Annotated in this window: 15 protein-coding genes; 7 read left to right on the top strand and 8 right to left on the bottom strand. The window is 67.3% G+C overall.

The annotated features are described in order from the left end of the window. Positions 1-118: 118 nt before the first annotated feature. The 4 genes from GD627_RS07965 to GD627_RS07950 all read right to left on the bottom strand — a co-directional run bounded on the left by GD627_RS07965 (position 119) and on the right by GD627_RS07950 (position 3297). Entirely contained in the window at positions 119-466 is a 348-nt protein-coding gene (locus GD627_RS07965) for an RNA polymerase-binding protein RbpA (RefSeq protein ID WP_146361945.1), read from the bottom strand. A gap of 236 nt (positions 467-702) precedes the next feature. Next, entirely contained in the window at positions 703-1686 is a 984-nt protein-coding gene (locus GD627_RS07960; RefSeq protein WP_152272051.1) for an SPFH domain-containing protein, read from the bottom strand. Positions 1687-1792: 106 nt separating this feature from the next. Further along, entirely contained in the window at positions 1793-2272 is a 480-nt protein-coding gene (locus GD627_RS07955; RefSeq protein WP_152272050.1) for an NfeD family protein, read from the bottom strand. 188 nt (positions 2273-2460) lie between these two features. After that, on the bottom strand, positions 2461-3297 hold the full coding sequence (locus GD627_RS07950) for a methyltransferase domain-containing protein (RefSeq protein WP_152272049.1): 837 nt from the start codon (positions 3295-3297) through the stop codon (positions 2461-2463). A 72-nt stretch (positions 3298-3369) separates the two neighbouring features. Between GD627_RS07950 and GD627_RS07945 the strand changes: the two genes are divergently transcribed. Continuing rightward, positions 3370-5400: a S9 family peptidase gene (locus tag GD627_RS07945; protein ID WP_343032386.1), complete on the top strand. Its 2031-nt coding sequence runs from the start codon at positions 3370-3372 to the stop codon at positions 5398-5400. 49 nt (positions 5401-5449) lie between these two features. On the opposite strand, the gene GD627_RS07940 is transcribed toward GD627_RS07945, so the two are convergent. Continuing rightward, complete coding sequence (locus GD627_RS07940; RefSeq protein ID WP_152272076.1) at positions 5450-6034, bottom strand: peptide deformylase; 585 nt, start codon at positions 6032-6034, stop codon at positions 5450-5452. A 109-nt stretch (positions 6035-6143) separates the two neighbouring features. Between GD627_RS07940 and GD627_RS07935 the strand changes: the two genes are divergently transcribed. Next, positions 6144-6692 carry an SOUL family heme-binding protein gene (locus GD627_RS07935; protein WP_152272047.1) on the top strand — a complete coding sequence of 183 codons (549 nt, stop codon included), beginning with the start codon at positions 6144-6146 and terminating at the stop codon, positions 6690-6692. Between the two features lie 140 nt (positions 6693-6832). Here the strand turns inward: GD627_RS07935 and GD627_RS07930 are convergent, their stop codons facing one another. Both GD627_RS07930 and GD627_RS07925 read right to left on the bottom strand, forming a co-directional pair. Further along, positions 6833-7267 (bottom strand): cytidine/deoxycytidylate deaminase family protein, encoded by a 435-nt coding sequence (locus GD627_RS07930; RefSeq protein ID WP_152272046.1) that lies wholly within the window; start codon positions 7265-7267, stop codon positions 6833-6835. A gap of 105 nt (positions 7268-7372) precedes the next feature. Next, positions 7373-7675, bottom strand: a complete 303-nt coding sequence (locus tag GD627_RS07925) for a DUF4193 domain-containing protein (protein ID WP_146361938.1) — start codon at positions 7673-7675, stop codon at positions 7373-7375. Positions 7676-8447: 772 nt separating this feature from the next. Here GD627_RS07925 and GD627_RS07920 point away from each other — a divergent pair. Further along, positions 8448-8810: a hypothetical protein gene (locus GD627_RS07920; protein ID WP_194266003.1), complete on the top strand. Its 363-nt coding sequence runs from the start codon at positions 8448-8450 to the stop codon at positions 8808-8810. Then, positions 8807-9367 (top strand): GNAT family N-acetyltransferase, encoded by a 561-nt coding sequence (locus tag GD627_RS07915; protein WP_152272044.1) that lies wholly within the window; start codon positions 8807-8809, stop codon positions 9365-9367. Before GD627_RS07920 ends, GD627_RS07915 begins: the two co-directional genes overlap by 4 nt. 74 nt (positions 9368-9441) lie before the next feature. Here GD627_RS07915 and GD627_RS07910 read toward each other — a convergent pair whose 3' ends face one another. Continuing rightward, on the bottom strand, positions 9442-10272 hold the full coding sequence (locus GD627_RS07910) for a class I SAM-dependent methyltransferase (protein WP_152272043.1): 831 nt from the start codon (positions 10270-10272) through the stop codon (positions 9442-9444). A gap of 171 nt (positions 10273-10443) precedes the next feature. Between GD627_RS07910 and GD627_RS07905 the strand changes: the two genes are divergently transcribed. From GD627_RS07905 to GD627_RS07895, 3 genes are read left to right on the top strand one after another with little or no spacing between them, the layout of a single operon-like run. Continuing rightward, complete coding sequence (locus tag GD627_RS07905; protein ID WP_146361935.1) at positions 10444-10887, top strand: YciI family protein; 444 nt, start codon at positions 10444-10446, stop codon at positions 10885-10887. Beyond that, a complete protein-coding gene (locus GD627_RS07900; protein WP_152272042.1) occupies positions 10845-12167 on the top strand; it encodes an RNA polymerase sigma factor in 1323 nt (440 codons plus the stop codon). Before GD627_RS07905 ends, GD627_RS07900 begins: the two co-directional genes overlap by 43 nt. A gap of 35 nt (positions 12168-12202) precedes the next feature. Next, positions 12203-13885: a glycoside hydrolase family 13 protein gene (locus tag GD627_RS07895; RefSeq protein WP_425481902.1), complete on the top strand. Its 1683-nt coding sequence runs from the start codon at positions 12203-12205 to the stop codon at positions 13883-13885. The last annotated feature ends 19 nt before the right edge of the window (positions 13886-13904 follow it).

The raw sequence follows: 13904 nt of genomic DNA, 5'->3' as shown, positions 1-13904 counted from the left end.
CTGACGCCCTCGGGACGGGGGTTTTTAAAAACCACCAGAGCGGGGCGGCTGCCAATCGGCAGCCGCCCCGCTCTTTTAAGCTACTCTGCGGCCGTGCTGGACCGTCGGTGCAGCACCGCTAGGATTTGGCGCGCTCTCCGCGGCGTTCGCGCAGGATGGTCAGGCGGTCCTGGAGGGTCGTTTCGAGCTCCTCGATGCTGCGGCGTTCCAGCAGCATGTCCCAGTGCGTGCGCACCGGCTTGTCGTTGCTGGTGTCAGGCTTCTCGCCGTCCACCAGAAGGGCTTCCTTACCGGTCTTGGAGATCCACACCGGCGGGATGTCCGCTTCGGCAGCAAAAGTGACGAAAACACGCTCGCCGTCCTCACAGCGGTATTCCACCCGCTGGCGGGGAGCCGGCTCCACACCGGATTCAGTCTCCATGCTCTGCGCGCCGAGGCGCATACCCCGCAGGCTACGATCGCTCATCTTTTCTCCCTCTTCAATCCGCTGGATCCGCGAGCGGATCCCCTTGTTATGCCGGGGCCGGACCCCGTCTGCCGCACCGCGGCGAACCGGCAGGCCGGCTGTCTCTGTCAGTACAACGCCAACGGCGCTGCAGCTGTTCCCGACGGCGGTCCCGCCCGGTGCCGCATTGTTTGCCCGGCAAACAGACAATTATACCGGCATCCGCGCTCAGCCGCCTACCATGGCCGCGTGACGGGCTAGAGCTTTCCGGTGCTTCCCGGCGCAGTGACCGGACCTGCGGCCTCGGCGGAGTCCGCAGCCTGAGCGGGGGCGGTGCCGTTGGCTGAGGGCCTGGCCGCGTCCGGCACAAAGTCGCCCAGCGCACTGCCCACGCCCTTGAGCGCTTCGCCGAGTTCGCTGGGGATGATCCACAGCTTGTTGGACGTGCCTTCCGCCAGCTTCGGCAGGGTCTGCAGGTACTGGTAGGCGAGCAGCTTCTGGTCCGGGTTGCCCTTATGGATGGCTTCGAAGACCTTGGCAATGGCCTGCGATTCGCCGTCGGCCCGCAGGATCGCGGCTTTGGCATCGCCTTCGGCGGCCAGGATGGCAGCCTGGCGGCGGCCTTCCGCGGTCAGGATCTGCGACTGCTTGCTGCCTTCGGCGGTCAGCACCGTTGCACGCCGTTCCCGCTCCGCACGCATCTGCTTTTCCATCGAATCCTGGATGGTCAGCGGGGGAGCAATGGTCTTCAGCTCCACCCGAGAAACGCGGATGCCCCAGCGGCCGGTGGCTTCGTCCAGCACGCCGCGCAGCTGGCCGTTGATCTGGTCACGGGACGTCAGTGCCTCTTCCAGGTTCAACCCGCCCACCACGTTGCGCAGCGTGGTGATGGTCAGCTGCTCCACACCCTGGATGTAGTTGGCAATTTCATAGGTGGCGGCCCGGGCATCGGTGACTTGGAAGTACACCACGGTGTCGATGGAGACTACGAGGCTGTCCTCGGTGATCACCTGCTGCGGGGGGAAGGACACCACCTGTTCGCGCAGATCCAGCAGGGGCAGCATCCGGTCAACGAACGGAATCAGGATGGTCAGCCCCGGATTCAGGGTCCGCTGGTATTTGCCGAGTCGCTCCACCACTCCGGCCCGGGCCTGCGGAATGATCTTGACTGCTTTCACCAGGATGACCAGGACAAAAATCACCAGGACGGCAAGAATGACAAGGACTGCTGTTGCGCTCATGTTCCCCCTCTGAATCCGCCGGGCCCACAAGGAGCCCCGCGGTTTGGTTCAGCAGGACCCGGAAGGACCCTGCGCTTTCGCTCGGCGGGCAGGCCGCCGGAGTTCATCAGTACGATGCTGTCTTTTCAGTACCTGCGGCCTGAACCAGGGCGGTGGCACCCTCGATGCGCGCCACGCTCACCTCCACGCCGGCCGGCAGGCTGGACCCGTCAACGCTGCGGGCGGTCCAGGTATCGCCGCCGATTTTCACCAATCCGGAGGAACCGGTCACGGACTCAAGCGTCAGCGCCGGCGCGCCCACAATCCGGTCCACGTTGGACAATTGGTCCTTGCTGGTGTGCTGCAGGTGTTTCAGGGCCAGCGGCCGGATGACGCCGATCATGAGGACGGACACCACCGCAAACACCACCACCTGCAGGAACAGGGGTACGGCAAAGAACGAGCTCAGCATGGCGGCAAGGGATCCCACGGACAGCATTCCGAAGAACAGGTCAAGGGTGAGGGCTTCCACGGCGGCGAAGCCCAGGAACAGGACCAGCCAGAGGGCCCAGCCGTAGCTGAGCATCCATTCATAGACTTCCTGCATCCGATTTCCCCTTGTCTTTTGATGACCGTGGTTTGATCCGAACCTGCTGCGGGCATTTGCTTTTCCGGCGGGCCCCGGCTCCCGCACCGCAGCGGGCAGGTGCCGGCGTTTAGTTCATTCTGCCCGAGTCGGCGCCGCAGACCTAGTGCTGCAGACGGCGGAAGGATAACGTTTTGCCCCCTGGGGCCTCAGCCGGCGCGGAAAACCTGCAGGGTGAAGGACGCGGTCACTGCAACCGGATCGGGCAGGGCAGCCAGGGTCCGCTCGAGTGCCGCCGGGTCCAGGTGCCGGGCCGAGGGCCCCATCAGCACCACGTTCCGGACATCGGCGCGGTGCAGCTGCATCGTGTAGGTGCACTGTACCGCCTGCAGGGCAGTGAACCCGGACGCCAGCGACGCGGAAATCCGTTCCTCCTTTTCGCCGGCAATGCCCAGCATTGCCGCCTCGGCCCGGATTTCCTGCAGGTGTTCCGGCCGGGGTGTCACCACGGCCAGGATGCCGCCGGGAGCCAGGACCCGCCGGAATTCGGCCGGGTTCCGCGGCGCGAAAACGTTCAGGAGCGCATCCACGGACGCATCCCGCAGCGGCAGCGGCCTCCAGACATCCCACACCAGGGCATAGCTTCCGGGGAGTGCACGGGCCGCACGGCGCAGCGCGTATTTCGAAATGTCCAGTGCCACCGCGGCGGCGTCCGGAAGCCGGCGCAGCACCTCGCCGAGGTAGTAGCCGGTGCCCGCGCCGGCGTCGAGGACTGCTGCCGCGTCCGGTGCCTCGGCGGCCACCAGCCGTGCCAGCTCTTCGGCCATGGGCTGATAATGCCCTCCGGCCAGGAAGTCTGCGCGGGCCTGGACCATGTCCGCGGTGTCGGCCTGGAATTTGGTGCCGCTGCCGGTGAGCAGATTGAAGTAGCCCTGCTTGGCTGCGTCATAGCGATGTCCTGCCGGGCAGCTGAGGGACCGGAATCCGTCCTCGGGTTTAAGGTCTGCCCCGCAGACGGGGCAGACCAGAGGCGGCAGTGAAGGCATGACTCCATCCTAAGACGGCAGTTGGCCTGCACGGCCGGGGACATTAGGCTTCGGAGCGTGAAACCATGTGACTTGCCTCTCCTTAATTCCCTTTCCGCTCCGGCCGTGCATCCCGATGCCTCGCACTGCGTGGTCTCCGTGACCCGCCCGGACTTCACCGCCGATTCCTCTACCGGGCAGTTGTGGCGCGTTCCGCTGGCACCGGGAGGCCGGCCCCGCCGGCTCACGCGCGGTTTCCGGGATACCTTGCCCAGGTACAGTGCCGACGGTTCCAGCCTGGGGTTCCTGCGGGCGGCACCGGGGGAGCCGGCACAGTTGTATGTCCTGGGTGCGGGCATCGCCGAGCCCGTGCAGCTGACCGATGCGCCGCTGGGAGTGTCCTGGTTCGAGTTCTCGCCGAACGGCACCGGCGTGGTGTTTTCCTCCCGGGTGCCTCAGGACGGCCGGTACGGGACCATGGACGGCGTGGGGCCCGGCGCCGAGGATCCCCGTCTGATCACCACCTTGAAGTACCGGATGAACGGGGTCGGCTACACCGGCGACAAGCCCGTCCAGATCTTCCACCTGTTCCTTCCGGACCTCGACGCCGAGCCGCACATCGACCCGCGGGGCAGGGCCAAGAACGACGCCGACGCCGACTCCGGCACCGGCCTGCCCGAAGCCGTGCAGCTGACCTTTGATGCCGCAGACCATCTCCGGCCGGTGTTCTCCGCGGACGGCAGCAGCATCCTGTTCACCTCCTCATCGGAGCAGGACGTTTCCCTTGCCTCCGACGTCTTCAGCATCGCCCCCGACGGCACCGGCCTGGCCCGGCTCACCAACCACGATCCCGGGAACCCGCTCACGGTCTCGGACCCGGTTCAAAGCGCCAACGGCCTCTGGCTGTTCTACCTTGGCCAGGAGCTGTCCGCCACGGGCACCGACTTCGTTGCCCGCAACACCGCCCTGTATGCGGCGCCGGCAGGGGACCCGACGGCGGTCCGCCGCCTCACGGATCCGGAAACGGTTGACCTCTCCGACGGCACCATCGTGCCGCATCTGGCGGCAGAGGCACTGGTCTTCAACCGCACCCGCGGGGCGGGCGAACTCCTGGCTGTGGATCCCCGCGGCGGCGTGGAGGTGCTGGCCTCCGGTCCCCTGGTCATTGAAGCCGCCGGATCGGCGGACGGCGTCGTCGTGGTCAGCTATACCGATCCCCGGTCCGCCGGGGACCTCGCCGTCGTCGAGCACGGCGGGCTCCGCACGGTCACCGATTTTTCCGAAGTGCTGCGCCGCGAAACACGGGTAGCGCTGCCGGTGGAGGAAACCCACCCCTCCGGGGACGGTTATCCCGTGCACGGCTGGCTGGCCCTGCCGGAGGGGCCCGGCCCGCATCCGGTGCTGCTCAATATCCACGGCGGCCCGTTTTCCCAGTACGGCTGGGGGTATTTCGACGAGACGCAGGTCTACACCAGGGCAGGCTATGCAGTGCTGATGTGCAACCCCCGGGGGTCTGCGGGCTACGGCCAGGCGCACGGGCGGAGCATCAAGGAGGCCATGGGCACCCATGACCTGGCCGACATCCTGGGCTTCGTGGACGGCACGCTGGCCGCGCATCCGGAACTCGACGGAAGCCGGATGGGGATCATGGGCGGTTCCTACGGCGGCTACCTGACAGCCTGGACCATTGCCCACGACCACCGGTTTGCCGCCGCGGTGGTGGAACGCGGCTTCCTGGATCCCCTGTCCTTTATCGGCTCGGCGGACATCGGCTGGTTCTTCAGCGCCGGTTACACCGGCACCGACCCGGCCGCCGTCCTGGCCCAGAGCCCGATGGCGTGTGTGGACGCTGTCCGCACCCCCACCTTCGTGGTTCATTCCGAAGAGGACCTGCGCTGTCCGGTGGAGCAGGCCCAGCGGTATTACACCGCACTGAAGCTGCGCTCCGTGCCTACCGAGATGCTGCTTTTCCCGGGCGAGAACCATGAGCTCTCCCGCAGCGGCACGCCCTGGCACCGGCGCCGGCGCTTCGAGCATCTGCTGGCCTGGTGGTCCCGCTGGCTGCCGACGCCGCAGAATCCGGCCCCGGAGCAGGCCCGCGAACCGGAGCCTGCCCGGGCCTAGAAGCAGCCGGCCGCCGGGTGGCCTGCCTTCGGCCGAGTGCCGCTATGCCCTAGAACCCCAGCACCCGCCGGGCCTCGCCGATATCCGGCGTGGCCCAGCGGCGTGCGTATTCGGCATTGCTGCACAGCGACCGGGGCAGCATCCGGTCCACGTATACCGTCCCGTCCAGGTGGTCCGTTTCATGCTGGACTATCCGTGCCTGCCAGCCGCTGAAGCGTTCCACGCGCTGCCGGGACTGTTCATCGGTGTAGCGCAGCACCACCGAGAGCGGCCGCCGGACCACTCCCTGGTAGCCCTCGAAGGACAGGCAGCCTTCGAAGAACTCGGCGGTTTCCTCGCCCTCGGGCTCGTAGCGCGGGTTAATAATCGAGAAGAAGGGCAGGGCAGACCGCTCCCGGACCGCCGCAGACTCGGCCCCGACGTCGTACGTGTCCTCCAGTACCGCAATCTGCAGCGGAATGCCCAGCTGGGGGGCCGCCAGGCCCACGCCGGGAGCGGCGTGCATGACCCGGCGCATCAGCGCGATCAGGGCATCAAGTTCGACGGCGTCCAGTTCGCCGTTGAAGGGCAGCGCGGCGCGGCGGAGGGCGGGGTGCCCCAGTTGGACTATGGGCACGAGATCCTGTTCCAGCATCGGCAGGACCAGGTCGCGCAGCAGGGCGGTGGAATCGGTGGGCACCGCTTTATCCTAGTAGCCGCCACGGTGTTCCCGTGCAGCCGGAGGGCGTAACCTCCTCTCCACCATGACCGAGCAGCAGCCATACACCGTCCTGGGACAGTACCCGGGTTTCGAGTTACGCCATTACCCCGCGCATGTGCTGGCCCAGGTCACAGTGAACGCGGGGTTCCAAGGGGCCGGAAACGCCGGCTTCAGGCACCTTTTCGCCTACATCACCGGGCAGAACACGTCCCCGGCGGAAACGGACACCGCCGGAACAGCCGGGACGTCGCTGGCCATGACGGCGCCTGTGCTGCTGGAACCCAGCCCGGTTCCGGGAGCCTTCACCGTGGCCTTTGTCCTGCCCGCCGCCGCCGGGCCGGCTCCCATCCCCGAGGACCCCGCCGTGAGCATTGTCGCCGTACCGGGCCAGGCGGCCGCGGCCGCCTCCTTTTCCGGCCGGTGGAGCGAGGCGAACTTCCAGAGCCATCTGGCCGAACTGCTGGCGGCGGTCTCCGCCGAGGGGTTCACGACCCTCGGCCGTCCGCGTTTCGCCCGCTTCGATCCGCCCTTCCGGCCGTGGTTCCTGCGCCGCAACGAAGTGGTTCAGAGCGTGGAAGGGCCGGGGGACTGACCCAGCCTCCGAGCCGGAAACCCGCCTTTTCCGCCGTTTTCCGCCGCCCGACAGGATGCAGGGCTGTCGCTCCCGTGTCCGGGCCCCAGGCGGAACAAGCCGCCGTCGGCGCAGCAGGGGAGAGGCGGTCATGATGCCGCCTATGCCGCAGGCGGAACGAAGCCCAGCGGAAGCAGCTCGCCGGCGGGAATGCTGAGCGGTCCGTCCGCCGTCGGCAGGATCACCCGGATGCCCGGGTAGTAGTCGGCAAGGACCTGCCGGTCCCGGCCGCAGGGACTTTGGATCCCGCGGCCGTGGTTGCCGACGGCGACAATACAGGTGGGATCGCCGGCACCCGCCGCCCGGGCAGCGCCGAGGGCAACGAGTTCGGCGCAGGGGCCCCCGGTGAAGTGATACAGGTTCACGCCCGCGTACATGCCGCCGTCGGACGTGCGGACCGCGGCACCCATGGTGTGGATGCCGTCTTCGCCGGGACCGGCGTCGGTGACCGCGTCAATGGTTCTCCGGGCCAGATCCACGAGTTCCCGGTCCGCCGGAGTGAGTGGAAGGAAAGATGCGGGGAGTCGGGTGTTCACGCGGGGAGTCTACGGGAGGGCGCCGTGTTAACGACAACGCGGTGTTAAAGACAAACAGCCGGGGCCGCCGTCTGGCGGAACCCGGCTGTGCGGCTCGGAAAGAGGCTAGCCCTCGCAGTCCACGCAGTAGGCCTCGCCGTTCTTTTCGCGCGCAATCTGCGAACGGTGACGGACGAGGAAGCAGGACATGCAGGTGAACTCGTCAGCCTGCGGCGGAACAACCTTGATGAGGAGTTCCTCACCGGACAGATCTGCCCCGGGAAGGTCAAAACCGTCGATGGCGTCTGACTCTTCGACATCGATGACGGCCGTCATCGCTCCGCCGCGCTGCTGAGCTTTCAGCCCCTCCAGGGAGTCTGTGGGCTGGTCTTCTTCCTTGACGCGCGGGGCATCGTAATCGGTAGCCATTTTCTTGTGTGTATCTCCTGGTCGTGGGGGGGTCGAGCGTAGATCATATAGGCAACGAAAGTCGCTGCACCAAACCGTACAGGCGCGGCGGACCGCGAATGACGAAATACGGCTGGAAAGTGATCAACGTCCCGTCAGGACTTTGTATTCCCTGCCGAGGGCGCGGTACCGGACCGGCGGAAACCCCCGGGAGGGCAGCGCCCGAAGGTAGGTTATGTCAACTCGCCGCTGCGGGGCAAAAGCATTATGTCAATCAACTGCGGACCGGCCTGCATTGGCGGCAGAGGCGGCAACATGTCCGACCAGGTCGGCCGTTTCGGACAGGGCAGGGGCGGGCGTATCGGTTATGTCAAGCCGTTCAGGCAGCCCGGCCGAGTCCCGGGGGACGTTATGTCAACTGAAACAGGGAAGTGCATCGGGGCGGCGGGGGCCGGGAAATCATCTAACCAGGTCGGGCGTTTTGGGCCGTCCCCGGCAGCATCCGGCTCCGGGCCTGATGCCGTGCCGGACGTTCCCGAGGAGCGAAAACCGGAGAAAGACTGCCGAAAAGCAGCAAAACGGGGGATTCGGGCACATTTTGTCCTGGATGGAGCCTGCGGGCATATGTGGGTTTTTACCCCCTTCCGGACCCCCTATATAAACGCCGATAATCCACATTATGTCAACTAGCGTTGAGAAGGAGGTCCCCCGGACCGGGTTGGAGCACCTGATACCCGCGCCCGGCAGCAGCCGGTATGCTTCCTGAAAACGTCCGGTGTTCACGGGAGGCATGATGGGCACGCACCGCTGGTTTCCCGTTGCCGCAGCCCTCAGCATCGTCGTACTGTCCACGGCCGGCTGCGGCGCCGGCGCTTCCGGCCGTGACGGCACTGGATCTGGCGACACAGGCGGAAGGCCCAGCAAGTGGTCAGTGAGCATCGTCGATCCCGGGCCCGGATCCTACGGGCAGTGCCTGGAGGATCCGTCAGTTGAGGAGTCGTTTGTGTCCGCGGACTACCCGGCTTCCCACATGAGCGTGACCCTGATTTCGGAAGCAACCGCAGATGATGCCCGGCGGATTGCCGACTGCCTGCAGCAGGCCGTGCCATCGGCAAAGGTTTCGGTCACAGGCCCGGGGTCCGGGGCCGGTAAATGACGGACTTCAGCTGGGTTGACTCCCCCGGCGGCCTTTCCCCTGCCATGCGCCGTCAACTGCTGCACTGCTGGACCGATGTCAGCAACGCCGGCGGCGCCGTCGGCTTCCCGATGCTGCCGGTGGGTACCGACGACGTCGAGCCGGCGCTGGCAGCGCTCGTTGCCGCCCTCGCTCCCACAGGCTCCCGGCTGCTGATTGCCGCGGAACACGGCGCATTGGCCGGCTGGCTGGTCCTGACAGTTAACCCGGGCACCCTCATCGGCCACTGGGCCCGGATCACCCGCGTACAGACCGCACTGACCGCCCGCGGCCGGGGCATTGGCTCCGCGCTAATGCAGGAAGCCGCCCGATATGCCCGCGGTGAGCTGCGGCTGGATGAGCTGGTCCTCGCGGTCCGCGGCGGCGTGGGGCTGGAATCCTTTTACGCCCGGCTGGGCTGGATCGAGTACGGCCGCCAGCCCCGCGCCCTGCGGCTCAGTGCAGACGACTTCCGTGACGAGGTCCTCATGCACCTGCCGCTGCCGGCGGGCGAAGGCCTGGCCGCAGCCCCTGCCTGAGTTCCGGCGCCCCTCCCCTGTCTCCTCCCCCTACCCCTCTCCCCTGTCTCGCCTCCCTGGGGCGGCGGCCCTTGTCAGGACCGTGTGGCGGTCACCAGTAGGTACTCCCAGTCCATGACCATGCCGCCTGCCCGGGCACTGTACCTCTTCACGAGCTCCAGCAGTTCCTCATCCAGTGCGTTTATACGATCCGGGCTCGGCGCGAGGGATTCGTATACCGCAAGGAGCGGTCCGTAGTGTGCCTTAAAGAAGGCCAGGAAGTCCTCCGGCGCTGCGAACCGGTCAATGAGCAGGGTGCGGCGCTCGGTGCGGAGCTGCCGCACCTGTCCCGCCAACAGGGATTCAATGTGCTCCCGGTTTCCCCACAGGGGAGGCGACTGTGTTCCCGGCGGCGGCGGAGGCGAGTACGGCTTCAGGACGGCGAACAGGCTGCCGATGAATCCTTCGGGAGTCCAGTTGATCAGTCCAATGCGTCCCCCGGGCCGGCAGACGCGGAGCCGTTCGGCGGCGGCCAGCCGATGGTGCGGAGCGAACATCACGCCGACGCAGGAAATCACCGCGTCGAAGGACGCATCCGGATACGGCAGGTCTTCGGCATCGGCAAGGGACCAGGTCAGGTGGACGTACCGGGCCAAGGCCAGCTGCTTGCCGGAATTCAGCAAATCCGGCGTCAGGTCCGAAGCCGTGACATCAGCCCCGGTTTCTGCCGCCGGAATTGCGGCATTTCCAGTCCCCGCGGCAATGTCCAGGACCCGGTCGCTGCCGCTGATGCCGGCGGCACGGACGAGGACGGGACCCAGGGGAGAAACGGTTTCGGCGGCGACCGCCGCGTAATTCCCCAGCGACCAGATGGCCCTGAGCCTCGCTTTGATCACGCTGTCCGCCTCGGGATCGAAATCGACCATATCCTCACGTCCTTGGTTTGCGAGCAGAACGCCGCGGGAGTGCGGAACAGACTTTTTCCTTGCCGCTGTCGATATCCGCACCGCCCGTTCGACGCCATAGTAGAAGACGCAACACCGCGTCTTCACCATGGCAGCAACACAAGCGGCAGCAACTGCCGGAAGGAGTTCACCATGAAGTACATGCTGATTATGCGTTCCACCGACGCGGGCACGCAGGCCTACAAGGACATCCCCTTCGAGGAAGTCATTAACAGGATGGGTGCCTACAACGAGTCCATGATCGACGCCGGCGTACTGCTGGCCGGCGAAGGCCTTGCAGAAATCTCGCAGGACAGCGGATTCGTGGTGGATTTTTCCGAAGAACCGCCGCTGGTCACCGACGGACCGTACGGGGAAACCCACGAGCTGTTCAACGGTTTCTGGATCATTTCCGCCGCCTCACGTGAGGAAGCGGCGGAATGGGCCGGCCGCTGCCCCCTCGGGCCCGGTTCGAAGCTGGAAGTGCGGCGGGTAACGGAGGCTGCGGACTTCGCCGATTTCGCCGGCAACGAGTACATCCGGAAGGAAGAAGGATGGCGCAGGGACGAGGAGAAGCTGCGCACGGAACACCGGTAGCGCCGGACCCCGGGCAGGCAGCGGCAATCCGGCGCCGCCTCGACGCGCTGTGGCGCATCGAAGGTGCCCGGATTGTTGCTTCCCTGGCGCGTGCCACCGGCGACATGGGCCTGGCCGAGGACGCCGCCCAGGATGCACTGGCCGAGGCGCTGCTGCAGTGGGGTATCCGAGGAATTCCCAGGAACCCCGGTGCCTGGATCACGACGGCGGCCCGGCGGCGCGCCATCGACCGGTGGCGCCGGGAGCACCGGCTGGCCGAGCGTTATGCCCAGCAGGCCCGAGGACTGCAGGACGCGGCGGCCCCCGAGTGGGACCCGCTGCCCGACGACGTGCTGCGGCTGCTGTTCACGGCCTGCCACCCGGTGCTGTCCACGGAAGCGCAGACTGCACTGACGCTGCGGGTGGTCGGTTCACTCACCGCGGAGGAGATCGCCCGGCTGTTCCTCGTCCCTGTTGCCACCATGCAGCAGCGGATCCTCCGGGCCAGGAAGACGCTGGCAGCCGCCCGGGTCCCGTTCGAGGCCCCCGAACCGAACGAGTGGGGTCCAAGGCTGCGCGGAGTGATGCACGTTGTCTACCTGATGTTCACGGAGGGCTATGCGGTAACTGGAGGTGAAGCCTGGATGCGGCTTGATCTGGCCAACGAGGCACTGCGGATCGGCCGGATCCTGGCCGGCCTGGTGCCGACGGTCCCCGAAGCCCACGCACTGGTGGCCCTGATGGAGTTCTCCGCCTCCCGTTTCGCGGCCCGCACCGGTCCCGGCGGCAAGCCGGTGCTGCTGCCGGACCAGGACCGCACCAGGTGGGACCGGGCGCAGATTGAGCGGGGGCGCGCGTCGCTGGCCCGCGCGGACGCCCTGGCAGCAGCGGCCGGACGGTCCCGCGGGAGCTACGCACTGCAGGCGGCCATCGCTCAATGCCATGCCACCGCCAGGCGTGCCGACGAGACGGATTGGCCGGCCATCGCGGTGCTTTATGAAGCACTGGGCCGGGTCAGCCCGGGCCCCGTCGTCGAACTGAACCGTGCCGTGGCGGTGTCCATGGCCACCGGGCCGGAGGCAGCCCTGGCAATCGTGAACCGTTTGGGGGACGAGGGGGCCCTGCGCGGATCCCATCTGCTGCCCAGTGTCCGGGGTGAACTGCTGGCCCGGCTGGGCCGGACGAAGGAGGCCCGGGAGGAGTTTGCCGCGGCGGCCGCCCTGGCCAAAAACCGGCGTGAACGGGACGTGCTGGAACACCGCGCGGGCAGTGTCTGGAACGGGTCCCGCCATACCCGTTGATAGAGTCCAGGGAACATTCCCTCACCCTAAGGACCATCTTGACCGTTTCCACGCAGCCACTTCCCGAAGACCCGAGGACCAACCCGACGACGGACCCGCACTGGTGGCGGCAGGCAGCGGTGTACCAGATCTATCCGCGCAGCTTCTCCGATGCCAACGGAGACGGTCTCGGTGACCTCCCGGGCGTCACGTCCAAGGTCCCGTACCTGTCCGCGCTGGGCGTGGACGCGGTCTGGCCCAGCCCGTTCTATCCCTCGGCCCTCGCCGACGGCGGATACGACGTCGACGACTACCGGAACGTGGATCCGCGGCTGGGGAGCCTGGACGATTTCGACGACATGGCAGCGGCCCTGCACGGCGCGGGCATCAAACTGATTGTGGACATTGTCCCCAACCACTCCTCCAACCGGCACGCCTGGTTCCAGGAGGCGCTGGCCGCCCCGAAGGGGTCCCCGGCCCGCAGCCGTTACATTTTCCGGGACGGAACGGGCCCCGGCGGCTCTCTGCCGCCGTCGGACTGGCAGTCCGTTTTCGGCGGCAGCGCCTGGGAGCAGGTGCCGGACGGGCAGTGGTACCTGCACTTGTTCGCGGCCGAGCAGCCGGACTTCAACTGGGAGAATCCGGAGGTCCGTGAGGAGTTCCTTAGCACCCTGCGGTTCTGGTCCGACCGCGGCGTTGACGGCTTCCGGATCGATGTGGCCCATGCTTTGGCCAAGGACCTGACCGAACCGCTGGCCTCCAGCTCCGACCTCTCGCCTGAAGGTGAGGGGACCGACGGCGGCCACCCGTTCTGGGACCGCGACGAGGTCCACGAGATCTATGCAGAGTGGCGGAAGCTGTTCAACGAGTATGACCCGCCGCGCACGGCAGTGGCCGAGGCCTGGGTGCATGCCTCCCGGCGGGGCCGGTACGCAAGCCCGGACGGTCTGGGCCAGGCGTTCAACTTCGACCTGCTGCAGGCGGATTTCGACGCCGGCCGGTTCCGGCAGATCATCGCGGCCAACCTGGAACAGGCGGCCGCCACCGGCGCTTCCTCCACCTGGGTATTGTCCAACCATGACGTGGTCCGGCACGCCACGCGGTACGGCCTGCCGCCCGCGCCGACGGGCAGTGCGAAGGGCCGGGACGGCAAGGACTGGGTGCTCTCCGGAGGCACCGAACCCGCCCTGGACCGCGGACTGGGACTACGCCGCGCCCGCGCCGCGACGCTGCTGATGCTGGCGCTGCCCGGTTCCGCCTACCTGTACCAGGGCGAGGAACTGGGCCTGCATGAAGTCGCGGAGATTCCCGACGCAGAGCGGCAGGATCCGACGTTTTACCGCAGTCCGGGGGTGGACAAGGGGCGCGACGGGTGCCGCGTCCCGCTGCCCTGGACTCCCGAAGGCCCCTCCTTTGGTTTCGGGGCAGGCACGGCGCACCTTCCCCAGCCCGAACAGTTCGGCCCCTCGTCGGTTTCCCGGCAGGAGCAGGATCCGGATTCCACCCTGAACTTCTACCGCCGCGCCCTGGAGTTCCGCGGAAAGCAGCAGGGTGCCGAGGAGCTGGACTGGATTGGAAGCGCGGACACGGTGCTGCATTTCCGCCGCCCCGGCGGATGGCAGAGCATCACCAACTTCGGCACGGAACCGGTCGCGCTGCCCGAGGGGTCCGTGCTGCACAGCAGCGCCGCACTCGACGGCTCCCTGCTGCCGCCGGACACCACCGCCTGGCTGGCCTAGCCGTACCGGGACGCCGCTC

Origin of the sequence: Arthrobacter yangruifuii, from assembly GCF_009192775.1 — a bacterium.
GTDB lineage: Bacteria > Actinomycetota > Actinomycetes > Actinomycetales > Micrococcaceae > Arthrobacter_B > Arthrobacter_B yangruifuii.
This window is presented reverse-complemented; position numbering and strand designations above follow the sequence as displayed.